Origin of the sequence: Pararhizobium sp. DWP3-4 (assembly GCF_049898205.1) — a bacterium.
Taxonomy (GTDB): domain Bacteria; phylum Pseudomonadota; class Alphaproteobacteria; order Rhizobiales; family Rhizobiaceae; genus Pararhizobium.
Map to the genome: position 1 here is coordinate 1 of NZ_JAFCXF010000019.1, position 24,972 is coordinate 24,972.

The 24,972-nt window shown below is 58.6% G+C and carries 20 protein-coding genes and 5 pseudogenes; 13 read left to right on the forward strand and 12 right to left on the reverse strand.

Annotated elements, in window-relative coordinates:
- The 5 genes and pseudogenes from ACP7E6_RS27150 to ACP7E6_RS27170 all read left to right on the forward strand — a co-directional run.
- A pseudogene (locus ACP7E6_RS27150) lies at nt 1-103 on the forward strand (IS5/IS1182 family transposase); the annotation flags it as partial.
- Between the two features lie 471 nt (nt 104-574).
- Nucleotides 575-1,213: a BA14K family protein gene (locus tag ACP7E6_RS27155; RefSeq protein ID WP_426232959.1), complete on the forward strand. Its 639-nt coding sequence runs from the start codon at nt 575-577 to the stop codon at nt 1,211-1,213.
- 263 nt (nt 1,214-1,476) lie between these two features.
- A pseudogene (gene istA, locus ACP7E6_RS27160) lies at nt 1,477-3,001 on the forward strand (IS21 family transposase).
- A complete protein-coding gene (gene istB, locus ACP7E6_RS27165) occupies nt 2,991-3,803 on the forward strand; it encodes an IS21-like element helper ATPase IstB (RefSeq protein ID WP_426232960.1) in 813 nt (270 codons plus the stop codon). Before istA ends, istB begins: the two are co-directional and overlap by 11 nt.
- Before the next feature lie 301 nt (nt 3,804-4,104).
- Entirely contained in the window at nt 4,105-5,313 is a 1,209-nt protein-coding gene (locus ACP7E6_RS27170) for a GGDEF domain-containing protein (RefSeq protein WP_426233029.1), read from the forward strand.
- Nucleotides 5,314-5,407: 94 nt separating this feature from the next.
- Here the strand turns inward: ACP7E6_RS27170 and ACP7E6_RS27175 are convergent.
- Nucleotides 5,408-5,667: pseudogene (locus tag ACP7E6_RS27175) on the reverse strand (SDR family NAD(P)-dependent oxidoreductase); the annotation flags it as partial.
- Between the two features lie 85 nt (nt 5,668-5,752).
- On the opposite strand from ACP7E6_RS27175, the pseudogene ACP7E6_RS27180 reads away from it, so the two are divergent.
- The 5 genes and pseudogenes from ACP7E6_RS27180 to ACP7E6_RS27200 all read left to right on the forward strand — a co-directional run.
- Nucleotides 5,753-5,952 (forward strand): annotated as a pseudogene (locus ACP7E6_RS27180) (Hsp20 family protein); the annotation flags it as partial.
- Between the two features lie 386 nt (nt 5,953-6,338).
- A pseudogene (locus tag ACP7E6_RS27185) lies at nt 6,339-6,452 on the forward strand (SMP-30/gluconolactonase/LRE family protein); the annotation flags it as partial.
- 122 nt (nt 6,453-6,574) lie between these two features.
- Nucleotides 6,575-7,288, forward strand: a complete 714-nt coding sequence (locus tag ACP7E6_RS27190) for a FadR/GntR family transcriptional regulator (protein WP_426232962.1) — start codon at nt 6,575-6,577, stop codon at nt 7,286-7,288.
- A gap of 19 nt (nt 7,289-7,307) precedes the next feature.
- Nucleotides 7,308-8,510, forward strand: a complete 1,203-nt coding sequence (locus tag ACP7E6_RS27195) for a mandelate racemase/muconate lactonizing enzyme family protein (protein ID WP_426232964.1) — start codon at nt 7,308-7,310, stop codon at nt 8,508-8,510.
- Nucleotides 8,511-8,576: 66 nt separating this feature from the next.
- Entirely contained in the window at nt 8,577-9,467 is an 891-nt protein-coding gene (locus ACP7E6_RS27200) for a DMT family transporter (RefSeq protein ID WP_426233030.1), read from the forward strand.
- Nucleotides 9,468-9,559: 92 nt separating this feature from the next.
- Here the strand turns inward: ACP7E6_RS27200 and ACP7E6_RS27205 are convergent, their stop codons facing one another.
- The 6 genes from ACP7E6_RS27205 to ACP7E6_RS27230 form a co-directional block, all read right to left on the reverse strand.
- On the reverse strand, nt 9,560-10,564 hold the full coding sequence (locus tag ACP7E6_RS27205; RefSeq protein WP_426232966.1) for a TRAP transporter substrate-binding protein: 1,005 nt from the start codon (nt 10,562-10,564) through the stop codon (nt 9,560-9,562).
- A gap of 45 nt (nt 10,565-10,609) precedes the next feature.
- Nucleotides 10,610-11,887, reverse strand: a complete 1,278-nt coding sequence (locus tag ACP7E6_RS27210; RefSeq protein ID WP_426232968.1) for a TRAP transporter large permease — start codon at nt 11,885-11,887, stop codon at nt 10,610-10,612.
- Nucleotides 11,887-12,420 (reverse strand): TRAP transporter small permease, encoded by a 534-nt coding sequence (locus tag ACP7E6_RS27215; RefSeq protein WP_426232970.1) that lies wholly within the window; start codon nt 12,418-12,420, stop codon nt 11,887-11,889. Before ACP7E6_RS27215 ends, ACP7E6_RS27210 begins: the two co-directional genes overlap by 1 nt.
- Nucleotides 12,421-12,423: 3 nt before the next feature.
- Entirely contained in the window at nt 12,424-13,593 is a 1,170-nt protein-coding gene (locus ACP7E6_RS27220; RefSeq protein ID WP_426232972.1) for a fumarylacetoacetate hydrolase family protein, read from the reverse strand.
- Between the two features lie 175 nt (nt 13,594-13,768).
- Nucleotides 13,769-14,485, reverse strand: a complete 717-nt coding sequence (locus tag ACP7E6_RS27225) for a FadR/GntR family transcriptional regulator (RefSeq protein ID WP_426232974.1) — start codon at nt 14,483-14,485, stop codon at nt 13,769-13,771.
- Nucleotides 14,486-14,519: 34 nt separating this feature from the next.
- On the reverse strand, nt 14,520-15,896 hold the full coding sequence (locus ACP7E6_RS27230; RefSeq protein ID WP_426233032.1) for an FAD-binding oxidoreductase: 1,377 nt from the start codon (nt 15,894-15,896) through the stop codon (nt 14,520-14,522).
- Between the two features lie 271 nt (nt 15,897-16,167).
- Between ACP7E6_RS27230 and denD the strand changes: the two genes are divergently transcribed.
- The 3 genes from denD to ACP7E6_RS27245 are packed head-to-tail and all read left to right on the forward strand — an operon-like array spanning nt 16,168 to nt 19,849.
- Nucleotides 16,168-17,151 carry a D-erythronate dehydrogenase gene (gene denD, locus ACP7E6_RS27235; RefSeq protein ID WP_426232976.1) on the forward strand — a complete coding sequence of 328 codons (984 nt, stop codon included), beginning with the start codon at nt 16,168-16,170 and terminating at the stop codon, nt 17,149-17,151.
- Nucleotides 17,148-18,065 (forward strand): NAD(P)-dependent oxidoreductase, encoded by a 918-nt coding sequence (locus ACP7E6_RS27240; RefSeq protein WP_426232978.1) that lies wholly within the window; start codon nt 17,148-17,150, stop codon nt 18,063-18,065. The genes denD and ACP7E6_RS27240 overlap by 4 nt, the downstream gene beginning before the upstream one ends.
- The gene (locus ACP7E6_RS27245) at nt 18,065-19,849 is read left to right on the forward strand and encodes an IlvD/Edd family dehydratase (protein WP_426232980.1); all 1,785 of its coding nucleotides are present in this window, start codon (nt 18,065-18,067) and stop codon (nt 19,847-19,849) included. The genes ACP7E6_RS27240 and ACP7E6_RS27245 overlap by 1 nt, the downstream gene beginning before the upstream one ends.
- Nucleotides 19,850-19,940: 91 nt before the next feature.
- On the opposite strand, the gene ACP7E6_RS27250 is transcribed toward ACP7E6_RS27245, so the two are convergent.
- The 5 genes from ACP7E6_RS27250 to ACP7E6_RS27270 all read right to left on the reverse strand — a co-directional run bounded on the left by ACP7E6_RS27250 (nt 19,941) and on the right by ACP7E6_RS27270 (nt 24,902).
- On the reverse strand, nt 19,941-20,555 hold the full coding sequence (locus tag ACP7E6_RS27250) for a DJ-1/PfpI family protein (RefSeq protein ID WP_426232982.1): 615 nt from the start codon (nt 20,553-20,555) through the stop codon (nt 19,941-19,943).
- A 61-nt stretch (nt 20,556-20,616) separates the two neighbouring features.
- Complete coding sequence (locus ACP7E6_RS27255; RefSeq protein ID WP_426232984.1) at nt 20,617-21,567, reverse strand: substrate-binding domain-containing protein; 951 nt, start codon at nt 21,565-21,567, stop codon at nt 20,617-20,619.
- Nucleotides 21,568-21,623: 56 nt separating this feature from the next.
- Nucleotides 21,624-22,616, reverse strand: a complete 993-nt coding sequence (locus tag ACP7E6_RS27260; RefSeq protein ID WP_426232986.1) for an ABC transporter permease — start codon at nt 22,614-22,616, stop codon at nt 21,624-21,626.
- A complete protein-coding gene (locus tag ACP7E6_RS27265) occupies nt 22,613-24,100 on the reverse strand; it encodes a sugar ABC transporter ATP-binding protein (protein ID WP_426232987.1) in 1,488 nt (495 codons plus the stop codon). The genes ACP7E6_RS27260 and ACP7E6_RS27265 overlap by 4 nt, the downstream gene beginning before the upstream one ends.
- Nucleotides 24,101-24,200: 100 nt before the next feature.
- The gene (locus ACP7E6_RS27270) at nt 24,201-24,902 is read right to left on the reverse strand and encodes a GntR family transcriptional regulator (RefSeq protein ID WP_426232989.1); all 702 of its coding nucleotides are present in this window, start codon (nt 24,900-24,902) and stop codon (nt 24,201-24,203) included.
- Between the last annotated feature and the right edge of the window lie 70 nt (nt 24,903-24,972).

Consider the following 24,972-nt stretch of genomic DNA (forward strand, 5'->3'; position numbering starts at 1 on the left):
CCTCAAGGATTGGAGGCGCGTCGCAACTCGATATGACAAGCTTGCAACCAACTTCACAGCAACATGCTACATCGCCGCCATCTTCATATGGTGGGCCGATTGAGTCTCGACCCTAAGGCGCACATTACCGACGCCGGTTCACTACGGCCGGCATTGCAGCGGCTCGTAGAAACGCTTTCCTACTCGGAATGAGAGCCGCAGTTGAATGGCAGCCGCACCCACCCAATGGCGTCAGATGGTCACGCATTCGCCTCCGGGGCTATGCGCATAGTCATCCTGACGGCGGGGGCGGAGCGGCTGAGCAACGCGAAGACGCCGGGCGACCTCCCGATGGCCATGGCAGGACCGAGACTAACTAAAGTCCTAGTCTTCCAAGGCAATGGTCCAGGGAACACACATCAGCTCTCGCGATTGGAACTCCTAGCTCCAAGGCGCGTTTCGCCGATGAAAAAAATCATACCCCTAGGGGCGAACGGTTCTGGTCCGGAATTCCCGCTAAAGCCCCCTGAGAAACCGGTCCAGATTCCCGCCGTGGAGTTTGGGCGGTCTAGGTCTGTAAAAGCTGGAGCCAACGATGACCTACCCCATCCTGCCCGTCCTGGGCGTCACGCTCTCTCTCACATTCATTGCTGGGAGTGTCATGGCAATCCCCAATTTTGGGCCCGCCCCCGAACCGAAAAAACTTGGCAACATTGATATTACGTCTCTGTGGACCTCCCGGCCCGTGTCTATCGATCGCAGCAAGCAGAGCTTCGAACGCCTCCCCGCTCTTGTCGTTCAACAGCCAGAGACCGACAGGATGGACCCAGCACCCCAAGAAATTGTAACCGGCACGGGTCTTGCCTTGAGGCAGGATGCCCAACCCCACGGCATCGGTCAGAACGAGATAGTCGGCGAAGCGCCATACGTTGGATCAGGAACGGCAGTCACCGCATGGTGCGCCGAGCGATATAGATCGTATCGCGCGTCGGACAACACATACCAGCCGTACGGTGGCGCCCGCCGGCAGTGTGAGCCGCCCTTTGCGGCTGCGGAGCGCAACTCGACGACCTCGGATGTGGTGCAGATTTCATCTAATGTCGAAGAAATCGGTCACGCGGGGGAGAACCACACTGAATGGTGTTTTGCTCGATATCACTCGTACAATCCCAACAACAATACCTATCGCTCCTTCAGCGGTGAAATCCGCTCCTGTGTGTCACCGTATATCTAAGACGAGATCGCAAGCGACGGCACCGTCGACATCGAAGCGATTAGGTGGTTTAAAGCGGAACGACGAGACGGTTTAAAAAGAATGCAAAAATGAGGTTACGCGCTGACTTCGAAAATTTACCTCTGACATCGCATCTAGCGTTTTCTTAAGCTGTTGATTTCCACTGAGAACTGACCCGGTAGCACAGGATATTTCCATCGAGAATTGACCCATGTTTGAACCTTGCCCTGCGTGTTTTCAGCGGGGGCTACGGAGTGATCGACATGGCGTTACTGAGCGTGATCCGACGCTGGCATTTTCGAGACCACATATCGATCCGGGAGATTGGCCGCAGAACCGGCCTATCCCGGAACACCATCCGCAAATATCTCCGTCTTGATGGCGTGGAACCATCTTTCAAGGTGCCGGAGCGGCCGAGCAAGCTTGATCCTTTTGCCGACCGGCTGTCAGCGTGGCTGCGGACGGAAGCCAAAAAGAACCGGAAGCAGCGGCGCAACCTGAAGCAATTACATGCCGATCTGATGAGCCTTGGCTACGAGGGATCGTATGGTCGGGTTGCTGCTTTTGCTCGGGAATGGAAAGCTGATCTGCAAAGGGAGCTACAGACCACGGGGCGTGGGACGTTCGTTCCGCTGGCCTTTGATCCGGGTGAGGCCTTCCAGTTCGACTGGTCGGAAGACTGGGCAATCATCGGCAATGAGCGCACCAAACTGCAGGTGGCCCATACAAAGCTTAGCTATTCCAGGGCGTTCATCGTCCGGGCGTATCTTCTGCAGACGCACGAGATGCTGTTCGATGCCCATAACCACGCGTTCCGTGTCTTCGGCGGGGTGCCACGGCGCGGCATCTACGACAACATGCGCACGGCAATCGATAAGATTGGACGCGGCAAGGAGCGCGACGTTAACATCCGCTTCATGGCAATGGCCAGCCACTACCTCTATGAGCCGGAGTTCTGCAATCCGGCGTCTGGCTGGGAGAAAGGCCAGGTCGAGAAGAATGTTCAGGATTCGCGCCATCGGTTCTTTCAACCGACACCACGCTTTCCATCGTTGGAAGCCCTGAACGACTGGCTGCAGCTTCGATGCAAGGAGGTTTGGCAGCAGACCCCGCATGGAAAGATGCGTGGCACTATCGCTGACCTCCTGGCCGAGGAAACAAAAACTCTGATGCCAACGGCGCGTGTCTTCGATGGTTTTGTCGAGCATACCAAACGGGTGTCCCCAACCTGCCTGGTTCACTTCGATCGCAATCGCTACAGCGTTCCGGCATCCTTTGCCAACCGACCCGTCAGCATTCGGGTTTATCCAGACCGTATCGTTGTTGCAGCGGAGGGTCTTATGCGAGCATCTTCGCATCATCAGCCGGTCGCATGACGGACCTGGGCAGACGATTTACGATTGGCGGCACTATCTCGCGGCCGTGCAGCGCAAACCTGGCGCTCTTCGCAATGGTGCGCCGTTCGTCGATCTTCCCGAAGCCTTCAGAACGCTGCAGCAGCACCTGCTCAAAAAGCCGGGTGGCGATCGAGAGATGGTCGATATTCTGGCGCTTGTTCTCCAGCACGACGAACAGGCAGTGCTATCGGCAGTCGATATGGCTTTGACGTCCGGAGTTCCGACCAAAACCCATGTGCTGAACCTGTTGCATCGCCTCGTCGATGGCAAATCCTCGACACCACCGACGATCGACGCGCCGCAAGCTCTTACACTTACCAACGAGCCCAAGGCCAATGTCGAACGCTACGACTCCCTGAGGAAGACTGCGGAGGTCCGCCATGCGTCATAACCCAGCCAGCGGCGCGATCGTTATCATGCTGCGCCAACTGAAGATGCACGGCATGGCTCAGGCAATCGGTGAGCTCACCGAACAGGGATCACCAGCTTTTGAGGCTGCCATTCCTATTCTGTCGCAACTGCTCAAAGCGGAAACGGCAGAGCGGGAGGTCAGATCAACCGCCTATCAGCTCAAGATCGCTCGCTTCCCGGCCTATCGCGATCTCAACGGCTTCGACTTCTCGAGCAGCGAGATCAACGAGGCGCTCGTGCGCCAGCTCCATCGCTGCGACTTCCTCGATGATGCCAACAACATTGTCCTGGTCGGCGGCCCTGGCACAGGCAAAACCCACATTGCCGCCGCTCTCGGTATCCAGGCAATCGAGCATCATCACAAACGCGTCCGGTTCTTCTCAACAGTCGAGCTGGTCAACGCGCTTGAACAGGAGAAGACGCAAGGTCGCTCAGGGCAGATCGCCAATCGGCTTGTCCATTCCGATCTCGTCATCCTCGACGAGCTGGGCTACCTGCCGTTCAGTGCGTCAGGTGGCGCGTTGCTCTTCCATCTCCTGAGCAGGCTCTACGAACGTACCAGTGTCGTCATCACCACCAACCTGAGCTTCAGCGAATGGGCCAGCGTCTTTGGCGATGCCAAGATGACCACGGCGCTGCTCGACCGCCTGACCCACCACTGCCACATCCTCGAAACCGGAAACGACAGCTTCCGCTTCAAGAATAGCTCAGCTCATGAACCGAAAAACACGAAGGAGAAAAACAGGAACTTGACCTCTACACCAGACCCGAAACATATCTAAAAGGCGGGTCAAATCTCGGTGGAAATACCGGGTCAGTTCTCAGTGGAAATCAACAGCCTTGGCTTCTAGAGGGGGTGCGGGGGCGACAAGATGAGCGCAATGAGGACGAGTGGGGAGTACAGGGCGGCGATACTTGACTTTGTCATGGGATTTTCCGTTTGCCCAGTGCATCCGATTTTTCGTTTAGATTTAGCAAACCGTGTTAAACGTTGGCTTCCGCCCACGGTTGTTTCCATTGGCTGATGTCCTAAATCGGTGAGATGCACCGCCGTACGACGCTCTCGAACGGCCCACTGCGGTCATCGGAGACGAGGTGGCGCGCCAACTTGGCGGCCGAACCCGAGACATCCATCTAAACAGCGAGCTCTCGCGTTTTTTCCAAGAGCGCTCCTGGCCTCAGACGTCTAAGATCATAAGGGCATGGATGATCTGGGTTATTGTTCTCGACGTCCTCACGCTATGTCTCAACGCATTCTTGCTACCTGCCGAGATTGTCGTGTCGATGCTTCTGCCGGCCGCGATCCTCCCACCCGCCGCCGTAACGGTCGCGATTTTTTTTCGCGAGCGAAGGGTTGTGCGGCTGCAGGCAACAGTCCTGCTAGTTGGCGTTTTCTTTATTCTGTTGTCCGTTGCTTTGGTGGGGATTGCTACGGGTGGTGAGTTTTACGAGCGGCATTTGACGATCATGCTTTTCGTCGCTGTGACCGCTATCGTCATTTTTCCGATTCCGCTCCGCTGGGCTATGGTGATCGGCGCGTATGCTGTCGGTCTTTACCTCGTGTTTCAGCTCGGAAACCCGGACATCCAGCCCGGAAGTGCAGTGGCAGGAACCCTGTTCTTCGCGAGCGGCATTGGTGCAACCTTGGTGGCGCGCCGAACAGCAACGATTTTCGCGCACAAAACATTCCTGCTGGAGTTGCGCGACCGCAGTCGCCTCGCCGATCTTTTTGATGCTAATGCCCGGCTCGAACTGCTTGCGCGAACGGATCCGTTGACGGGGGTCGCTAACAGACGCTCGATGATGGAGCGGCTTAAAAAATGTTGGAAAGCAGCAGAAAATTCAGGGGGCGCTGCGATTTTGATGTGCGACATTGACGATTTCAAGTGCCTGAATGACAGCCTTGGGCATGCGGAGGGCGACCGCAGCCTGGTGAAGGTTGCCGGAATAATTCAGAGCAGCCTCAGAGATGATCATGATCAGGTGGCCCGCTATGGAGGCGAAGAGTTTTTGGTCCTGCTCCCGGGTGCTGACAAACATGCTGCTTTTGCGGTAGCTGAAACCATCCGTAAACGGGTCGAGGCCGCGTCACTCCCCAACCCTCTGTCGCGCGTAATGCCAGTTGTAACGGTCAGCATCGGCGTGGCGATGACTATACAGTGTGGACGCATTTCCGCTGAACGCCTCCAAAGCCAAGCAGATCACGCACTGTACTTTGCCAAGAGTCAGGGGCGGAACCGGGTCGTTGCCAATGCAGAGACCGAATGGCCGGCGACGAGTCCGATCGGCTGACTGTGATGGCCCCATAAGTATCCATATACGATCGCCCATTCAACAAATGCGCGAGGTAGTGTGCCCATTAGGAAACCTGTCGAAGAGCAAGCTTCCGCTCCACCATGCCCGGAAGATAGGTGCGTGACAGACGCACGCCACTCATGACATTGACGTTGAACATATGGCTCCAGTCGGCGTCGGTGATGTCGCTGAAGGCCTTGCTCTCGTAGATGCCGAGATTGTTGACGAGGATATCGATCGACGGTTCGGCCTTCGCGATGCTCGCGGCGCCCTCGGCGCTGGCCGCGTCTGCCAGAATGCCTGTGATCTCAGCCGGCCGGAAGTTTTGACGTCGGCGATCGCGCTGTCGAGCTAGTGCCATGTTGCTTCAAGGAGGATATGGCCATCGCAACATCTTATGACTATGCACCACTCTTCCGCTCGAGCGTTGGCTTTGACCTACCTGCATCGTGGTATAGCCGGTCGCCCTTCGAACACCGCGTCGAGCTGGCAGACCACGTAAGGGTCGCCGGCGCAGAACTGACGAATGGCCTGTTGTCGATCGATCTGGTTCAAGAACTCCCCGAGGCGATGAAACCACGCAAGATCGAAATTCAGACGAACGCATCGCTTGCGAGTAAGAAGAGCGCACCGTAGATCGAAGCGCAAAAGTCATCCTGAGGGCTCCCTCCGACTAAGGGGCGCTGGAATCCAGCGGGCCGTTTTTCCTTTTCAACCATCGGGCTTGTGAATGGAATGCAACATGAAACCCGATATGTTTGAAACACCCGGTACCATCTTACCGGCCTCGGAACCCCGACGGACGTCCGCACGGTGACGCACGCCTACGAGCTTCTCAACGATCGGCCGGCGTCCCCTGATGATCCAGCCGTACGCTTGCCTTGATGGCCTGTCGCGCGGCACATGCCGGAGACATAGAGGCGGACACAGCCGTGGCGTTTTTGCGGCCTTTGGGGAGGAGCACGACTTGATCGCGCCCGATATTGATATCGTCGTCGCTGGCTGCAGCAGACACAGGAGCGACGGTCGCCAATCTCCCATTTGGCGGCCCACGCCGCAACCGCCTGTTTATCACGGCCACGCAGTCGCTCTACGCCATTTATCTGACGACAACCGGAGCCACCTGGCCCCGGTGACGGACGGACGATGCAGGCAGCCGCCCTACGGTTTCCAATGCACGACAACGCAAAAACCACGCGTAGCCCTTCATTTTTCTGGAAAGCTGTACTATAGCTTTCCAGAAGATAGAGGACTACTTATGGGCAAAACCCCTGTTCCGCTCGTCGCCGACGATTTTGTCGCCGGAGCAATTGCATCAATAACGCGCCTGATACGCGACAAGGAGCTTAAACCCGGCGATCATTTGCCGGCGGAGGCGGCACTATCTGAACAGTTTCAGGTTTCAAGGACAGTCATCCGCGAAGCACTGCGCTCGCTGGCCGCCTTGCGTCTTGTCGATCTTGGCGTTGGCAAAAGACCGACGATTGCCCCACTTGACGATGCCTCAATGGCGATGATGATCGAACATGGCGTGGTTACCGACCAGATCGATATCCTGCACATCTACGATGTGCGGCGCACGATCGAGGCACGCACGGCGACGCTTGCCGCACTCCGGCGCACAAAGGCAGAAGCGCAGTTGATCCTTGATCACGCCCAGGCGATGGGACAAGCCATCGGCGATCCCAAGGCGGTCATGGAGCATGATATCTCCCTTCACGCAGCCATCGCACGCGCCTCCCGCAACCCGGTCTTCGCCTTGATCATTGGGGCCTTCCAGGGCGTGACCCGCCAGACATGGCCGATCGGCTGGAAGAGCCGTGCCGATGATGATGAGCGCCGGGCGATGAATGCGCTGCACGAGAATCTCGCGCTGGCGATCGTTGACGGCAATCCGCAGGCCGCTGCCGTGTTGATGAACCGGCATTTCGATCAAAGCATCAAGGCACTGCTCACAGCAGGCCTTGTTTGAGACGGACGGGAGACCACCTATGAAGATCACCGGCCTTGAAACCGTGCGCGTTGCGGAGCGTGCCAATCTGCTTTGGTTGCTGGTTCATACCGACGAAGGCATAACCGGTCTCGGAGAAACCTTCTTCGGCGCACAGACGGTCGAGGCCTACGTGCATGAGTATATTGCGCCACGGGTGATCGGCCGCGATCCGCTGCAGATCGACCTGCTGGCCGCCGACCTCGTCGGTTATCTCGGTTTTCGATCATCAGGGGCCGAAGTGCGTGGCAATTCCGCCTTCGACATCGCGCTCTGGGATATTTTCGGCAAGGCGACGGGTATGCCGATCGCACAGTTGCTGGGCGGGTTTACCCGTCAGGAGATCCGCACCTACAATACCTGTGCCGGGAGCGAATATATCAAGAAAGCCACCGGACAGACGACCTCCAATTACGGCCTTTCGGACGGCAAGGACTACGACGACCTCAACGGCTTCCTCCACAATGCCGACGAACTTGCCCAATCGCTGCTTGAAGAGGGCATCACGGCGATGAAGATCTGGCCCTTCGATGCGGCGGCAGAAAAGACCCACGGGCAATATATCTCGATGCCGAACCTGAAAAAGGCGCTTGAGCCTTTTGAGAAGATCCGCACCGCCGTCGGCGACAGGATGGATATCATGGTCGAGTTTCACTCCATGTGGCAATTGTTGCCGGCCATGCAGATCGCCAAGGAATTGACGACGTACAAAACGTTCTGGCACGAAGACCCGATCAAGATGGACAGCCTGTCTAGCCTTGCACGCTATGCAGCCGTGTCGCCCGCACCGATTTCGGCGTCGGAGACGCTTGGCTCGCGCTGGGCGTTCCGCGATCTTCTGGAAACCGGCGCGGCCGGGGTGATCATGCTTGACATTTCCTGGTGCGGCGGGCTCTCGGAGGCACGCAAGATCGCCGCGATGGCCGAGGCCTGGCACCTGCCGGTCGCACCCCACGACTGTACCGGACCCGTCGTCCTGTGCGCATCCACCCATCTGTCTCTCAACGCGCCAAACGCGCTGGTCCAGGAAAGCGTGCGCGCATTCTACCGCACCTGGTATCGGGATCTGGTGACGGCGTTGCCGGAGGTGAAAAACGGGATGATCACCGTTCCCCCCGGCGCCGGCCTCGGCATGGACCTCAACCCGGACCTGGATCGCGCCTTTACGGTGAGCCGTCGTCTTTCGGATGCGACCAGCTTGTAAAGCGTCCTACGCCTAAAAAAGAAGATTGGGAGGTTTTGTGTGACTACTCTGGAAACCCGTGCCGGGATGGCAATTTCGCCACTTGCCGGTCCGCTGATCATGCTTCTGGGCATGGTGATGTTCGCCCTTAACGATGCGATGGGGAAATGGCTGGTGGCGAGCTACGGGCTCGGACAGGTTATCCTGATCCGCAGTTTGGCGGCGCTCGTCATTCTGGCACCGTTCCTCTGGCTGGCCGGGCTCAAATCCATCACCTCCGCTGAGCAGCCATGGATGCAGTTCGCCCGTGTGGTGTTTTCCACCCTGGAGGTTTTCTGCTTCTACTATGCGGTGATGTATTTGCCGCTGGCCGATGTCATGACCTACTGGCTGGCAGCACCGATTTATGTTGCGGCAGCGTCCCCCCTTTTGCTGGGGGAGACAGTCGGCTGGCGGCGCTGGTGCGCCATTGCCGCCGGTTTTGTTGGCGTTATCATCACGCTCGAACCGTCGAGGGCGATCTTCACCCTGCCGGCCCTGATCTCGATCGTCGGCAGCATGGCCTTCGCCTTCATGCTGCTGTCGGGTCGCGGTCTGCGCAACACGCCGGACAAGACGCTGGTGTTCTTTCAGGTCGCCGGCGCTGCCCTTGCCGGTCTCGCCTTCGCGCCGTTCGACTGGGCGCCGATTTCGTCTGGTGTCGATCTGTCGCTGCTCGGCCTGCTCGGTATTGTTGCCATGGCCGCCCATATGCTGGTCAACCGTGCCCTGAAGATTTCGGATGCGGCAACGGTGGCGCCGCTGCAATATACGCTGCTGCTCTGGGCGGTGGTGTTCGGCTGGATTTTCTTCGGCGATGTACCGCGGCTGAGCATGCTGACAGGCGCGGCGCTTATCGTCGCCTCCGGACTTTTCATCTTCTTCCGGGAGCGGCAATTGAAGAAGCGTGAGACGGTTTTGCCTGCTGTTCCGGAATGATGGTCACAACCACTCAGCGATACACGCGCTCATGAAAAGGGGACCGGGCATTGATGCACGGTCCCCTTCAAGTTTCTTAAGGCAGTCAAGGATTACTTGCGCGCTGCTGCAAGCTCCGCAAGGATCGCGTCGACAACATCGGCGCCGATTTCGGCCTTGTGCTTTTCATAAACGATCATCGACTTTTCGCGAATACGGGCCTGCTCTTCAGCAGACAGAACATTCACTTCCAGGCCGGCGGCCTTGATTTTATCAAGGGACGTCTTGTTCAGTTCCTGGATGACCTTTCGCTCCTCGTCACGGCCAACGACCGCGCACTCCCGCAGCGCCGTCTGCTCTTCCGGTGTATAGGTGTCGAAGATCGCTTTCGAGAACAGCAACAGGAACGGCGTATAGGCGTGGTTCGTCTCGGTGATGTACTTCTGCACCTCGAAGAACTTTGAGGTGTCGATCGTCACATAGGGGTTTTCCTGGGCGTCGATCGCATTGGTCTCCAAAGCCGAAAACACTTCGCCAAATGCCATCGGCGTGGCGTTTGCGCCAAGGTTCTGGAACGTGTCGAGGAAGATATTGTTCTGCATGACGCGAACCTTCATCCCCTCGAAGTCTTCCCACTTGGTAACCGGACGAACGGAGTTCGACAGGTTGCGGAAGCCGTTTTCCCAATAGGCGAGATTGACGAGGCCGGCGGCTTCCAGCTTCTCGTTCATCATATCGCCGAACTTGCCGTCAAGGACCTTATAGGCTTCCTGCGGCGTGGCGAACAGAAAGGGCAGGTCGAAGACGCCCAGCGCCGGAATGATGCCGACAAGCGGGGAGGACGAGGTGACGACGCCTTCCTGCACGCCCGAGCGCAGGGCCTGGGTTGCCTGCAAGTCACCGCCAAGCGCACCGCCCCAGAAAGCGGTAATCTTGAGCTTTCCACCGGACTTTTCATCCAGGCAAGCCTGCATGGCCTTGATACCGTTGCCGACCGGGTGGTCGGCGTTGATGCCGTTCGAAATGCGAATGTTGCGGTCGTTAAACTCGGCAAAGGCCGGGGCCGCGGCCGACAGGCCGAATGCAATCGCGGTGGTGGCTAGAAGCAGTTTTCTCATAATATCCTCCCTGGATGGTTGAGTGAGACTGTGGGTTGCTGGCGGCTAATGCAGCCACCGGGCAGGCACGAGAACGAGGTCCGGAAACAGAACCAAGAGAAAGAGAACGATCGTTTGCGCCAGAAGGAACGGCCAGACCCCGATCGTCACCTTGCCAAGCGGAACCCGACCGACGCCGCTGACGACGTTCAACACGACACCGACGGGCGGCGTGATCAGCCCGATGCAATTGTTCATGATGAACATGACGCCGAAATAGACCGGGTCGATGCCCGCCTGCTTGATGATCGGCATCAGGACGGGCGTCAGGATCAGGATGGTCGGCGTGAGGTCGAGCGCCGTTCCGACCACCAGAACCAGGATCATGATCACAAACATCAACAGCATCGGGCGGTCGATCAGTGGCTCGATGTAACCGGCGATTTCTGCCGGGATATTGGCGGCGGTAATCAGCCATGCCGAGACGAGTGCTGCGCAAACCAGGAACATGATGACCGATGTCGTCTTGGCCGCCTGCAGGATGACGCGCGGCAGGTCCCTCGGCTTAAGCTCGCGGTAGATGACCATGCCGACGAACATCGCATAGGCGGCTGCGATTACCGCAGCCTCGGTTGGCGTCATGATGCCGGCCTTGATGCCGCCGAGGATGATGACCGGCATGCCGAGTGCCCACAGCGCCCGGCCGGTGGCTGTCAGCCGCGCCGACACCGGCGCCTTGGGCAGCGGCTCCACCTTGTCCTTGCGCACGACGATCAGCCAGGCGATCACCAGAGCCAGGCCCATCATGATGCCCGGCACGATGCCGGCCATGAACAGCTGGGTGATGGAAACGTTTGCGGCAACACCGAAGACGATGAAGGCCATCGAAGGCGGGATGACCGGCGCAATGATGCCGCCGGCGGCGATCAGTCCCGCCGATCGAGGCACATTGTAGCCGGCTTTGGCCATCATGGGGAGCAGAATGGCTGCAAGCGCGGCGGTATCGGCTGCGGCCGAGCCGGAAATGCTGGCCATGATAATCGCCGCCAGAATGGCGACAAGGCCCAGACCGCCGCGAATGTGGCCAACGCAGGCAATCGCGAACTCGATGATGCGACGCGACAGGCCGCCGGAGTTCATCAACTCGCCGGCCAGGATAAAGAAGGGAATGGCCAGAAGCGTGAAGGTATCAGCCCCGGCGATCATGTTCTGCGCGATGATCTGCGTGTTGAACATGCCCATGAACCACATGAGAATGACGCCGCAGAACATCAGCGCGAAGGCGACGGGCACGCCGATCGCCATGGCCCCAAGCAATGACCCGATAAAGACGAGAAGGGTCATCAGGTACGCTCCGCCAGTTGTTCGATGGTCAGATTTTCACCTGCGAATGCCGCGATCTCCTCATCTGTCACGCGTCCGGTCAGCAACCGAAACAGTCGCTCGATCGCGATGATCGCCATGCCGGCACCTGTGAACAGGCCGACGCCATAGACCCAGATCATCGACATGCCCGTCACCGGAGCTGCCATACTGGCATTGATCGGAAACTGCTTCCACGTTCCCCAGAAGAAGATGGCCGAGCATAGGATGATCACCAGATTTGACAGAGACATGCAGATGATCCGGCCGCGGCGCGACAGAAACATCACCAAAGTCTCGATGCCGAGATGACTGTGCTCACGAAACGCGACGACTGCACCGATGAATGTCAGCCAGACGAAGAAATAGCGCGACAATTCCTCGGAAACGTTGATGCCCGAATTGAAACCGTAGCGCATGATCACATTGACGAAGACCATGATCGCCATGCCCGAAAGAAGCAGGATGAGCAGCAATTCAAGAAAACGGAAAAATAGATCGGTCGCCTTCTGCATGACTTATGCCTTATCCAAAAGACCGCGATCGGCCAGGTTGCGGATGAGGGCTCCAACGCCAAATGTCCATTCCGGACAGACGTCGCTGCGTTCCACCCAGTTTACCAGGCGGCCAAGCCGAGCTGTCGAAATTTCCACACGGTCGCCGATTTCATGGGTAAACCCCTGCCCGGTCCCGCGCCGATCCTTCACGGGAGCGAACATCGTTCCAAGGAACAGGACTGCGCCATCCGGATACTGGTGATTTCGGTTCCTAAGCTGTGAGGCAAGGTTTTCCGGTGAGCGGCTGATGGCCTCCATCGGGCTTTCACCCGTCATCTCGAAACCATCCTCGCCGTGGACCACGAGCTTGACCCTGACGCGGCTCAGGTCGTCCATCGTGAAACTGTCGTCAAACAGGCGAATGAACGGGCCGATCGAGCAGGAGGCATTGTTATCTTTCGCTTTGCCGAGCAGCAGTGCCGAGCGTCCCTCGACGTCCCGCAGGTTCACGTCGTTGCCCAGGCTCGCCCCGACAATCAGGCCATCGGAGCGCAGCACCAGCACCACTTCCGGCTCTGGATTGTTCCATTGCGAGATCGGGTGAATGCCAACAAGCGCCCCACACCCAACCGAGGACATCGGCTGGGCCTTTGTAAAGATTTCAGCGTCCGGACCGATGCCGACCTCCAGATACTGCGACCAGACATCCATATCCTCAAGCAGTGACTTGACCTTGGATGCCTGTTCTGAGCCCGCAACCAGACCGCGAAGACTGTCGCCGAGAACAGGCGCAAGCTTTGCGCGGATCGCCTGGGCCCGCAAAGGATCGCCCTTGGCCTGCTCCTCGATGACACGTTCCAGCATGCTGTCGGCAAAAGTTACGCCAGCGGCCTTGACAGCCTGCAAGTCGACCGGGGCAAGAACCGTTCCCTTTTCCCCGGACAGGAAGCTGTCGAGGGTACCGAGATCTGTCAGACCGGATGCAGCGCGCAGGACATCAACGAGGTTTTCCATTTCGAGAAGGGCCGACATGGTGGCTGCAAGGCTCGTCAGGTCCACCACGCGACCACCCGAGATCATCACCGGGCATGGGCCAGCGTTTACCTTCGACCAGACGCGTCCGACCAGAAAAGCGTCGGCGGCGTCATCCGGCAAAATAGACTCTGCGCGCAATACACGTTGGGAATTCAAAAATAACCCTCCCACCTATCCGGCGAGTATGCCCTCCAGCACAACTTGCCTTATTGTCAGGATGTCTGACAACGCTCCAACTGCTTTTTTAGTGTGTCTTAATCCGCCTGTCCAGAGCCCAAGTTGGAAAGCCGCGAAAAACCTACAAGTGGCCGTCACGGCCGATCAGCCGGCGTCAGAATATTTCGAGCGTCAAGTCCAGCCTGCCCGCGGCACCCATGATGTGGTTGCGCATCGCGGCGCGGGCTTTCAAGGGGTCGCGCGTCGCCACCGCGTCACGGATGGCAACGTGTTCGGCAATCGTGATCTCGACGATTTCCTCAAGGAGGGCGGCGGCGCGCGCTGCATTTATGGCAAGGCTGATGCGCTCGGCGATGAAGCCGATGAACAACGGGTAATACTCATTATGGGTCGCGGTCGCCAAGGCCCGGTGAAAGACGAGATCGGCAACAATCCCCTGATCGGTCCATTTTTCAGCCCCCGTCATCTGGGCCAGCGAGTCGTCCAGCTTTTTTAAATCAGCATCGTCATGATGGATGGCGGCAAGACCGGCTGCCTCGATCTCCAGCGGCATGCGGAGCTGGAAAAGGCTGCGAAAGCTCCCGCGGTCGCGGAGATCGGTCTGCTCGATCCGAATGGCGCCCCGCCCCAGAGTCTCCGTGACAAAAGCGCCGACGCCTTGGCGGGTCTCGACAAGACCCTCATTGCGTAATTGAGCGATCGCCTCGCGCACCACGGAGCGGCTAACGCCGAAGGTTTTGGCTAGAATGTGCTCCGTCGGCAGCTTCTCGCCGGCCGTAATCCGACCTTCGGCGATTTCCTTGCCTATATGCCCGGCGATGCGCGCCGGCAGATGCTCGTTCCGTCTGATCTGGCTGAAGTCCGCCGTCATGCTCTTTTCCGCCCCCTGATAATGCCAGACTATTCTACGATATGCCGGGGAAATTCAATTGGCAGCCTGGGTTCATCACCATGGATGGATCGATGGCCTGCTTCAGGGCAGTTAGTACTGCGCGCCGCGACGGATCCAGCCGTTCTTCGAAATCGGCACGCTTCAGGCGGCCGATGCCGTGCTCGGCGCTGATGCTGCCGTTGTACCCGTCCAGGACCTGGTTCACGACCGTCTTGGCCTTGTAGATCTTGGCTGCTGCCTCGTCCGGCGAACTGTTGCATGGCGGCAGGACATTCAGATGCACATTGCCGTCGCCAACATGGCCGTAGGACACGCTGATGCAGTCGGGAAGCGCCTCCGACACAGCCTGCTCTGCGTCGCGCACGAAATCGGCAAGGCGGTAGAGCGGCACGGAAATGTCGGTGCGCATATGCGGGCCACGCTTGGCCTGCCCTTCGTTCATGCCCTCACGGAAAAGCCAGAGGTTACGCGCTTGAGCTTGCGAAGCGGCGATCACGCCGTCGACCACAAGGCCGTCTTCCATGACGCCGCCGAGGAAGCGCTCCATCAGATCCGCGATATCGACGAGACCGGATCCGGAAATCTCCATCAGCACATAGGCTGGATAATCGCCGGCAATCGGCATCGAAAGATCCGGGATCGCTTCCCTTGCCAGGACAAAGGCCAGCGGCGGCATGAATTCGAAGGCCGACATCAGGTCGCAGCAATCGCGCCGGGCGCGTCGATAGAGCTTGATGGCATCATCGAGAGAGTTCAGCCCAAGCAGAGCAGTTGCCACCTGATCCGGGAAAGGCATCAGCTTGATGGACACGGCAGTGATGATGCCAAGCGTTCCTTCAGCGCCGATGAAGAGTTGCTTCAGATCGATGCCGCGATTGTCCTTGCGCAGGGTCGACAGGCCGTTGAAGATCGTGCCGTCGGGCAACACCACTTCCAGGCCCAGCACCAGTTCGCGCGTCATTCCATAGCGCAGCACGTTAATTCCGCCGGCATTGGTCGAAACATTGCCACCAATGTGGCAGGAGCCCTGGGCGCCGAGCGCCAGCGGGAAATACATGTCCTTTTCGGCGATCCGGTCCTTTAGCTCCGACAGGATGCAGCCGGCTTCGATCACCGCCGAAAAGTCGTCGGCGTCGATATTACGGATGGCGTTCATGCGCTCGAGGCTTAAAACCACCTGGCTTTCGGGCCGATCCGGAATGCTGCCCAGCACCAATCCGGTATTTCCACCCTGAGGAACGATCGAAAGACCGAGCGCACGACAGGCACGAACAGCAGCGGCAACATCCTCGGTTGAGCGCGGGCGCAGTACCGCGACGGCGCTGCTGGTCACATCGCCGTGCCAGTCCCGACAGAAGCGAAGCATCTCCGCGCTATCCGTCATCACCATATCGTTCGTCAATGCCGCGCGCAGGGATGCCTGCAGAGCCGCTGATGTGCACATGACATCCGCCCTCATGTCTTACCTTTTCCCAGAATGCCCCTTCGACACCGCCTACCCCTTTTTAAGGGGCGGAGATTTTTTCGTCGGCGTGCCAAATATTCTATTTTCAACTTGACCATATAAGGTTATCAGACAACCTTACAATAGAAATTTTGTCCGCCTTTATTGAGGTGCTTCTAAGCAATTTAGGGCGGTCGAATCCAGGGAGGAGAGACTGATGCATATCCTGATCATCGGTGCGGCCGGAATGGTTGGCCGCAAACTCGCGGCCAAGCTTTCTGCAGACGGCGAGCTTGGCGGCATGCCGATCAGCGAATTAACCTTGGTGGACGTCGTAACCCCGCAGGCTCCCGACGGTTTTACCGGTAAGGTCAACACCAAGGAGGCCGACCTATCGGCACCGGGCGAAGCGGGGTCGCTCATCGCGGCCCGGCCGGATGTGATCTTTCATCTGGCGGCCATCGTCTCTGGAGAAGCGGAGCTTGATTTCGAGAAGGGTTATCGGATCAATCTCGATGGCACGCGCTATCTGTTCGACGCCATCCGCCTTGCAAATGGCGTCGACGGCTACAGGCCGCGTGTCGTCTTCACCTCCTCGATCGCCGTCGTCGGTGCGCCATTGCCCTATCCGATCCCGGACGATTATCACACGACGCCACTGACCAGCTATGGCACCCAGAAGGCGATCTGCGAACTGCTTTTGTCCGACTACAGCCGCCGCAGCATCTTCGACGGCATTGCCATCCGCCTGCCGACGATCTGCATTCGTCCCGGCAAGCCGAACAAGGCCGCGTCCGGCTTCTTCTCCAATATCCTGCGCGAACCGTTGGTCGGCAGGCAAGCCGTTCTCCCCGTTTCCGAAGACGTTCGTCACTGGCACACCTCACCACGCTCGGCGGTGGGCTTCCTCATCCATGGCGCGACTATCGATCTGGAGACAGTAGGCCCGCGTAGGGCTCTCTCCATGCCAGGCCTCAGTGCCACGGTGGGCGAACAGATCGAGGCGCTGCGCCGCGTGGCTGGCGATCGGGCGGTCGCGCTGATCCGCCGGAAGCCGGACGAGATGATCATTAAGATGGTCGCCGGCTGGGCCCCGGGCTTCGAGGCGACCCGTGCGAAAGCGCTTGGCTTTATCGCCGAAACCTCCTTTGATGAGATCATCCGCGTCCATATCGAGGACGAGCTGGGAGGAAAGCTTTGAACGCAAGAGGTTCGGATCGGAAGCGCCCCCGCAGGATCGCCTTTCTCGGAACAGGACTGATGGGTGCGCCCATGGCACGACGGCTGCTCGCCGCCGGTCATCAGGTTACGGTCTGGAACCGGGACGTCACCAAGGCGCAGGCTCTCGTTACCGACGGTGCGGTGGTGGCCGAAACGGCAGCTGTGGCGGCCAAAGGCTGCGATATTGCCTTCACCATGCTCAGCGATGGCAAGGCCGTCGAGGCAGTGCTATTTGACGGTGGCGTGGCCGAAGCTCTGGCCGAGGACGCCATCGTTGTCGATTGCAGCTCGATTTCACCGCCGGTCGCCAGGGATCACGCCGCCCGCCTCAAGGTGCTTGGCATTGCGCATGTCGATGCACCGGTCTCCGGCGGCGTCGTCGGCGCGCAGTCCGGAACGCTTGCCATCATGGCTGGTGGCGACGCGGCAGCGATCGATGGACTTGTCGAGGTGTTTGTAGCCCTTGGACGCGTGACCCATGTCGGGCCGCCCGGTGCCGGGCAGATGTGCAAACTGGCCAACCAGCAGATCGTTGCCATCACCATCGGTGCTGTTGCCGAAGCGATGCTGCTGGTCGAGGCCGGCGGCGCTTCTCGGGAAAAGTTCCGGGACGCCATCCGCGGCGGCTTTGCCGAGAGCCGGATTCTCGAACTTCATGGCGCGCGCATGGTAAAACGGGATTTTACGCCCGGCGGCTCATCGAAGCTGCAGCTGAAAGACCTCAACGCTGTCAAGGAGATGATCGATCTGTTTTCGCTGGACCTACCCTTGACCGAGCAGATACGGATTGAGTTTTCGGCCTTTGTGGCAGGGGGCGGCGGCGACATGGACCACAGCGCCTTGCTGCTGCATCTGGAAGCGATGAACGCTGCATCAGGCGGGGAGGAGAAATAATGGCCGAGGATAGCAAGGGCGCGCGCCGTCTGCGTTCGCAGGACTGGTTCGACAATCCCGATCATCTCGATATGACGGCGCTCTATCTCGAGCGCTTCATGAACTACGGCACGACGCCGGAAGAGCTGCGCTTCGGCAAGCCGATCATCGGGATTGCCCAGTCCGGCAGCGACATCAATCCTTGCAACCGCCACCATATCGAGCTTGCCAAGCGCGTCCGCGATGGCATCCGTGATGCCGGGGGCATCCCGATCGAGTTTCCGACCCATCCGTTATTTGAGAACTGCAAGCGGCCGACAGCGGCGCTCGACCGCAACCTTGCCTATCTCGGCCTGGTCGAAATCCTCTACGGTTATCCGCTCGACGGCGTGGTCTTAACCACCGGTTGCGACAAGACAACGCCTTCGGCACTGATGGCAGCCTCGACCGTCGATATTCCGGCGATCGTCTTTTCCGGCGGTCCGATGCTCGACGGCTGGCACGATGGCGATCTGGTCGGGTCCGGCACGGTCATCTGGCGGGCGCGGCGCAAATATGCGACAGGGGAAATCACGCGGGAGGAATTCCTGCAGTCTGCGCTCGATTCTGCGCCGTCGATCGGTCATTGCAACACCATGGGTACAGCCTCGACCATGAATGCCATGGCAGAAGCGCTCGGCATGTCGCTCACCGGTTGCGCCGCCATTCCTGCCGCCTATCGCGAGCGCGGCCAGATGGCCTATCGCACCGGGCGGCGAGCCGTTGAACTGGTGCTGCAAAATATCAGGCCATCGGATATCCTGACGCGCGAGGCGTTCCTCAACGCGATCCGGGTGAATTCCGCGATTGGCGGCTCGACCAACGCGCAGCCGCATCTGGCCGCCATGGCCAAGCATGCCGGCGTCGAATTGCACACCCACGACTGGCAGACACATGGCTTTGACATTCCGTTGCTGGCCAATGTGCAACCGGCCGGCGCATACCTTGGTGAGCGGTTCCACCGAGCCGGTGGCGTCCCGGCCATCATGTGGGAGCTGCTGCAAGCCGGTAAGCTCGAAGGCGGCTGTCCGACGGTGACCGGCAAGACCATGGCGGAAAATCTGGAAGGCCGGGAGGCAACTGACCGCGAAGTCATCCTGCCTTTCCATACGCCGCTGAAAGAGCGCGCCGGTTTCCTCGTGCTGAAGGGCAACCTGTTCGACTTCGCCATCATGAAGATGAGCGTTGTGTCAGCCGGCTTTCGCGAACGTTACCTGAGCGAGCCTGGTAAGGAAGGCGTGTTTGACGGCAAGGCGGTGGTGTTCGATGGCTCCGAGGATTATCATAAGCGGATCAACGATCCGGTATTGGATATCGACGAGCGCACGATCCTGGTGATCCGCGGCGCCGGCCCGCTCGGCTGGCCTGGCTCGGCCGAAGTGGTCAATATGCAGCCACCGGATCATTTGATCAAAAAGGGTATTCTTAGTCTGCCAACGATCGGCGACGGCCGCCAGTCTGGCACGGCTGACAGCCCGTCGATCCTCAACGCTTCTCCTGAGAGTGCAGCAGGCGGCGGCCTTGCCTATGTGCGAAGCGGCGACATTATCCGCATTGATTTCAACAACGGCCGTTGCGACATGCTGGTCGAGCCGGAAGAAGTCGAACGGCGCAAGGCAGAGGGCATTCCCGCCGTTCCGGCGGATGCCACACCATGGCAGATGCTGTACCGCCGCACCGTGACGCAACTGTCCGATGGCGCCGTCATCGAAGGCGCCCCGGAATTTCGTAAACTTGCTGAAAAGCTTCCGCGCCATAACCACTGAGCAATTGGCACGGTGTTAGGCTAATGATTATATCAAATGGCCGCTCGGAGGCGGCCATTTTTCATTATCCAGCATCGTGTGGTTAAGGGCGTTAGGCGGCCTTAGCGACATCTTCGCTGTGGCGAATTTCAGTTCCAAGCACTTTTAGGCATTCCCTGATAAATGCGGCCAATGCAGTCCAACCTTTTGCCGACACCATTGTGCCATCGACATAGGCCTCAGTCGGTGAGAGATCAATATATGTACCGCCAGCCAAAGTGACCTCAGGCTCGCAAGCTCCGAGCGCCGCCACCTTCTTGCCACGCACGACGCCATCAACGGCGATCAGGATCTGGACGCCGTGGCAGATCGTGAAGATCGGCTTCTGCGTCTCGTGGAAGTGCCGGACGATGGCCTGCACACGCTTGTCCGTACGGATGTATTCCGGCCCGCGACCGCCAGCTGCATAAACCGCATGGTACTGGTCAAGCTGTTTCTCAGCTTCCGAAAACGTCTTGTTGATGGTGAAGAAGTGGCCGAGTTTTTCGGTGTAGGTCTGATCGCCCTCGAAATCGTGGAGCGATGTCTTGATGAGATCGCCCGCATTCTTGTCCGGGCAGATGACATGCACCGTATGTCCGATCGCTTCCATCGCCTGCTGGAAGACGAAAATCTCGTATTCCTCTGTGAACTCACCGGTTAGCATCAGTATTTTCTTGCCTGGCATGATCTGCTCCTCTTGCTGCATGCAGTGGGGCGGCATGGGCCGCCCCGGTTTGGGTAAGTGGTTAGAAAGGAGAATCGGGGAAATAGTATTCCTTGGCGTTCTCCTGGGTGATCAGCGGGGCGTCGAGCTTGACGGTACCGCGCACTGGCGCTTGGCCAATAAGGTTGGCGACAGTCATGTAGATTGCCGTCTTGATCATTGCAGGCGGATATGGTGTCTCCACCGGGGTCATCGCATCTCCATCGATGACCTTTTTGACGATGTCTTTCATGCCATTGCCGCCGAGAGCGAGCTTGATGTCCTTGCGGCCGGATTCCTTGACGGCTTCAAGCACGCCGAGCAGCATGTCATCATCGTTGGCCCATACCGCGTCGATCTGCGGATACTTCGCAAGATAGTCCTGCATCAGCTTGAAAGCCTCATCGCTGTTCCAGTTTGCATACTGGATGTCGAGGACCTTCAGTTCAGTCCCTTGGATGGCATCATTGAAGCCTTTGATGCGCTCGTCGTCGATGACGGTCGGGATGCCGCGCAGAACGACGAGATTGCCCTTGCCGCCGAGTTTGTCGATCATGTACTTCGCGGTGTTCCGGCCGACTGCGATATTATCGCCCGCAAGATATAGATCTTGGATTGTGGCGTCGCTCAAACCGCGGTCGACGACGGTTATGAACGTTCCGGCGTCCTTGACGGCCTTGACCGGGGTCGTCAGTTCTTCCGAGGAATACGGCAGAATGACCAGGGCATCGAGCTCGCGTCCAGCTGACAAGTCTTCCAAAGCACTCACTTGCGCCGTTGCTGATGGCGAAGTTTTGACGATGACCTCGACGCCTGGAAAAGCGGCATTGATTTCCTTGGCGGCAGCCTGTGCGTGGTAGACGACACCGGCCGTCCAACCATGGTCGGCTGCCGGAATCGACACCGCGACGACTTTCTTGTCGGCGGCCAGCGCTTGATTGGCAATTAGTAATGTCCCAACGGCCGCAGCCGCAATCAATTTCGTCTTAAACATTATATTCCTCCCAGAATTGGACCCAAAATTAAGCACCCATGCGGTCCTGACACGGATTATTTCGAAAACCTTTGAATAAGCATCGCGATAATGATGATGACACCCTGAACCCCGGCGACCAGGTATTCCGAGACGAGATCGGACAGAACCATCAGGTTGGCGATGAGTTCGAGAATGACGGCCCCTGCGACCGTGCCCCAAACGTGTCCCTTGCCTCCCCGCAGTGCCGTACCGCCAATGACGACCGCGGTTATGACCTGGAGTTCCCACAGGACCCCGGTTGTCGGCGTCGCCGCACCAAGACGTGGCACGTAGCAAATGGCAGCAATCGCAACGCAGGCTCCCTGTATCGCGTAGGCAATCGTGCGCGTTTTAATGATCGAGATGCCGGAGTAGCGGGCGACGTCCTCGTTCGCCCCCACAGCCGCACACTTTCTTCCATACTTCATCTTGTAGAGAGCGAAGGAGGCGACTGCGGCGACCGCAATCGAGATCAGGATCGGGATCGATATTCCGCCGACCGTGCCGAAATAGACAGGGCGATAGGCCTCACGCAGGCTGCGATCGATCGGGATCGTTCCGCCGTCAGACATATAGGTGATCAAGGCTCGGAAGATGCCCATCGTCCCTAGCGTCGCAATGAACGGCTCGATCTTGCCGACGGTCACGATGAGACCATTCATCAGACCACAGGCAGTGCCGATGACGATCGCCACGACCATCCCTGCTGGAATTGCCGCGAGACCCCACTCTGGTGCCATGCTGTTCATGAAGAGGATGGTAATGCCCGTGATGAAGGCAGCCATCGACCCAACGGACAAATCCAGCCCCCCCGACGAGATCACAAATGTTGCGCCAACGGCTATGATGGCGATGAAGGCACTTCGGGTAATGACGTTTCCAAGATTGGTGGCTGACAAAAAATCCGGATTGATGAGGAAGCCGATCACCAGCAGTGCCAGCAAAGCCAGGAATGGCCCCACGTCTGCCCAACCGATGTCCCATTCCCGTTCCTGTCGAAGCGGCGTCGATCCTACAATCGCACTCATGTCGTTCCTCCCTGCTCGTCGGATGTCGTCACATTGCTGGTCGCCAGGAGCGCAATCTCATGTTCCGTCATCCGGGCTCCGGTTACCTCGCCTGTGATCCGCCCCTCCCGCATCACAAGAATTCGATCGCAGATGCCGATCAGCTCCTGCATTTCCGATGAGATGACGATGCACGTCCTGCCCTCGCCAACCAATCGATGGATGAAGGCGTAGATTTGCGCTTTGTTGGCGATATCGATGCCACGTGTCGGCTCGTCGATGACGACCACGGACGGGTTTGTCATGAGAACTTTAGCCAGCAGCAGTTTCTGCTGGTTACCACCTGAAAGCTGGCCTGCCCTGACGCCCAGCGTTTTCAGCCGAATGTCGTATTCGTCGACGGCGTCAATAAGCGCTGTCTGCTCGCGAGCCCTGCGCATCATCAGACCAGGGTGAAACCGCGACAGCGCGGACAGCGTCAAATTGGGCCCAAGCCGCTCGTGGAGCAGCAACCCCTTGCCTTTTCGATCCTCTGTGAGGTAGCCGATGCCCGCGTCCATGGCCGCCCGAGGCGAGCGGATGTCTATCGACCTGCCGTCGAGCGTGACCGACCCGCTGGATGCACGTAGCCCCATGATGCCTTCGAACACCTCGGTTCGACCTGCACCGATCATACCCGCGAACCCGAGGATTTCGCCCTTCCGTGCGGTGAAGGATATATCCTTGGCATAGCCGGGGACGATCAGGCCCCGCACCTCCAACGACGGCTCCCCGGAAACATCAACACGCTTCTGAGGGTAGAGAGCCGCAAGATCCCGGCCGACCATAAGGCGAGCCATGTCCATTTGGCTGAGGCCACTGCCCGGATACGTTCCCACGAGCCTGCCATCGCGCAGGACACTGACCTTGTCGGCGAGGCGCTGAACCTCGTCGAGACGATGGCTGATATAGAGAACCGCCGCGCCCTGTTCTTTGAGCTGCTGGATGATTGTCAGAAGCCGCTCGACTTCGTCCCCCGTAAGGACTGCGGTCGGCTCGTCGAAAATAACCAGCTTGTAATCGTCAAGAAGTGCGCGAGCGATCTGTACGAGTTGGCGATCAGCGAGCGAAATTTCCCGAACCAGTGCATTCGGCTTAATGTGACAGCCCAACTGGGAGAGCTTTTCGGTTGCAAGTCGGCGCATCGTCCGGTCATCGACCATTCCATTGCGCATCAACTCTCTCCCGAGAAACAAGTTCTCCGCAACCGTCAAGCCATCTGCCAGCAAGATTTCCTGGTGGACCAGGACGATCCCAGCTTGGTGCGCATGTTCAGGCTTCGAGAAGCTGACTTCTCGTCCTGCCATCGTGAGTGTTCCGGCTGTCGGCTCGGCGTAGCCTGAAAGGAGCCGCATGAAAGTCGATTTGCCCGCGCCGTTCTCTCCAATGATGGCATGAATTTCGCCGGGAAGAACATCAAGCGACACGTCGGACAGCACAGTGACCGGACCATAGTCCTTTGACATCCCGTCCGCCCGAAGGACAGGCTGACGCTCCTCACTACCGCGGTTCGACACGTCGCATTTCTCCCGGTGGAGACTCAAACCAACCGACATGGAAGCCCCCTCATTCGAACGCCGGAAGAAGACGGTCACGCGAGTGCTCTAAGTGCAGCCGCATTGCTTTCTCAGCGGCGTTCGCATCCCCGGCAGTAAACGCCGCCAACAAAGCTTCATGCTCGTCCAGGGCTTCCTCGGTGACCCGTGAATGGAACATCAAGCGAAAGATGTGAAAATGCGTGTGCTGGTGATTGAGCGTCTCGCGGATCAACTCGTTTCCTGCGAACTCCATTATCCTGTCGTGGAAAACCGCGTCCTGCCGGGCGAACGTCGAATAGCGGATACGCTCGTCGGTCCCTTCCTTGCGACCCATCACACCACCCGCCTCCTGAAGTGAAGCAAGCTTCGCCTCATCCATTCCGGCAGCTGCCTTGGCAGCACCATCCGGCTCAAGCAACAGGCGCAGTTCGTACAATTCGTCGAACCTGCGACGGGTAATTTGTGGGGCGGCGCTGTAACCGATTAAATGTGTCTTGACGACCAGCCCTTCACCCTCGAGCCTGCCGAGCGCCTCCCGGATAGGGGTCTGCGAGACGTTCAGTTCCCGCACCATATTATCGACAGATATGCGGCCCCCGGGCGAGATCTTAAGCGCCATGAGCTGAGCGAAAATCGCCTCGTACACACTTTCAGCCAAGCTGTTGCTGCGCTGGATAAAGCCGCTGTGGTCGGGCGCGTTGGTCAGGTTCGTGGAATTTCTGTTATGCATATCTTGCCTCTTGACATGATCGACAGCTAACACGATGGTGCCCTATATGCAATCCCATATCCTATACGAT

Coding starts and splice junctions, on each gene's coding strand:
- ACP7E6_RS27210 (WP_426232968.1), bottom strand. CDS start 11,887: ATGACCCTTCTCGTCTTTATCGGGTCATTGCTTGGGGCCATGGCGATC.
- ACP7E6_RS27195 (WP_426232964.1), top strand. CDS start 7,308: ATGAAGATCACCGGCCTTGAAACCGTGCGCGTTGCGGAGCGTGCCAAT.
- ACP7E6_RS27270 (WP_426232989.1), bottom strand. CDS start 24,902: ATGCATAACAGAAATTCCACGAACCTGACCAACGCGCCCGACCACAGC.
- ACP7E6_RS27225 (WP_426232974.1), bottom strand. CDS start 14,485: ATGACGGCGGACTTCAGCCAGATCAGACGGAACGAGCATCTGCCGGCG.
- ACP7E6_RS27260 (WP_426232986.1), bottom strand. CDS start 22,616: ATGAGTGCGATTGTAGGATCGACGCCGCTTCGACAGGAACGGGAATGG.
- ACP7E6_RS27200 (WP_426233030.1), top strand. CDS start 8,577: ATGGCAATTTCGCCACTTGCCGGTCCGCTGATCATGCTTCTGGGCATG.
- ACP7E6_RS27205 (WP_426232966.1), bottom strand. CDS start 10,564: ATGAGAAAACTGCTTCTAGCCACCACCGCGATTGCATTCGGCCTGTCG.
- ACP7E6_RS27190 (WP_426232962.1), top strand. CDS start 6,575: ATGGGCAAAACCCCTGTTCCGCTCGTCGCCGACGATTTTGTCGCCGGA.
- ACP7E6_RS27155 (WP_426232959.1), top strand. CDS start 575: ATGACCTACCCCATCCTGCCCGTCCTGGGCGTCACGCTCTCTCTCACA.
- ACP7E6_RS27230 (WP_426233032.1), bottom strand. CDS start 15,896: ATGGTGATGACGGATAGCGCGGAGATGCTTCGCTTCTGTCGGGACTGG.
- istB (WP_426232960.1), top strand. CDS start 2,991: ATGCGTCATAACCCAGCCAGCGGCGCGATCGTTATCATGCTGCGCCAA.
- ACP7E6_RS27245 (WP_426232980.1), top strand. CDS start 18,065: ATGGCCGAGGATAGCAAGGGCGCGCGCCGTCTGCGTTCGCAGGACTGG.
- ACP7E6_RS27215 (WP_426232970.1), bottom strand. CDS start 12,420: ATGCAGAAGGCGACCGATCTATTTTTCCGTTTTCTTGAATTGCTGCTC.
- ACP7E6_RS27265 (WP_426232987.1), bottom strand. CDS start 24,100: ATGTCAAAGGACTATGGTCCGGTCACTGTGCTGTCCGACGTGTCGCTT.
- ACP7E6_RS27255 (WP_426232984.1), bottom strand. CDS start 21,567: ATGTTTAAGACGAAATTGATTGCGGCTGCGGCCGTTGGGACATTACTA.
- ACP7E6_RS27250 (WP_426232982.1), bottom strand. CDS start 20,555: ATGCCAGGCAAGAAAATACTGATGCTAACCGGTGAGTTCACAGAGGAA.
- denD (WP_426232976.1), top strand. CDS start 16,168: ATGCATATCCTGATCATCGGTGCGGCCGGAATGGTTGGCCGCAAACTC.